The organism is Vibrio sp. 1727 (assembly GCF_033344415.1).
In the GTDB taxonomy this organism is placed as follows: Bacteria; Pseudomonadota; Gammaproteobacteria; order Enterobacterales; family Vibrionaceae; genus Vibrio; species Vibrio alginolyticus.
This window is the reverse complement of record NZ_JAWPOT010000632.1, coordinates 1-528: the sequence shown is the minus strand read 5'-3', so window position 1 is coordinate 528 and position 528 is coordinate 1. Positions and strand designations below refer to the sequence as shown.

Annotated in this window: 1 protein-coding gene; it reads right to left on the bottom strand. The window is 45.5% G+C overall.

The window, feature by feature from the left end:
* Positions 1-528: flagellar type III secretion system pore protein FliP (gene fliP, locus R8O10_RS27310; protein WP_318192246.1), on the bottom strand; the 528-nt coding region annotated here is incomplete at both ends.

The window sequence follows — 528 nt, the reverse complement described above, 5'->3', positions numbered from 1 at the left end:
AAGGGAAGTGAGACAATTAAAGGTGATAGCATCATCATACCCATTGCCATCAGGACACTGGCGACAACCAAGTCGATGACCAAAAACGGGATGAAAAGCATAAAACCAATTTGGAAGGCGGTTTTTAGTTCACTAATGACAAATGCAGGCAAGACAACGGCAAATGAAATATCCTCAACGTTTTGGTCGAGAGGCTCATTGGCAATACGTAACATTTGTTCAAGAGAGCTTTGGTGCGTCTGTGCCAGCATGAACTCTCTCACTGGTTTCTCTGCAACAGAAAAAGCCTGTATTAGCGTGATTTCGCCGTTGTCGTATGGCTGAAACGCATTTTCATAAATATCGCTCCAGACAGGGCGCATAATCAGTAACGTCAATGCGAGAGCGATCCCGACCAACACTCTGTTAGGTGGGCTTTGTTGAAGACCAAGAGCTTGGCGCAAAATCGCAAGGACAACGACAATTCGAGTAAAGCTCGTCGCCATCAAAATGAAAGCAGGAAGGAAACTGAGCGCCGTCATCAACAAA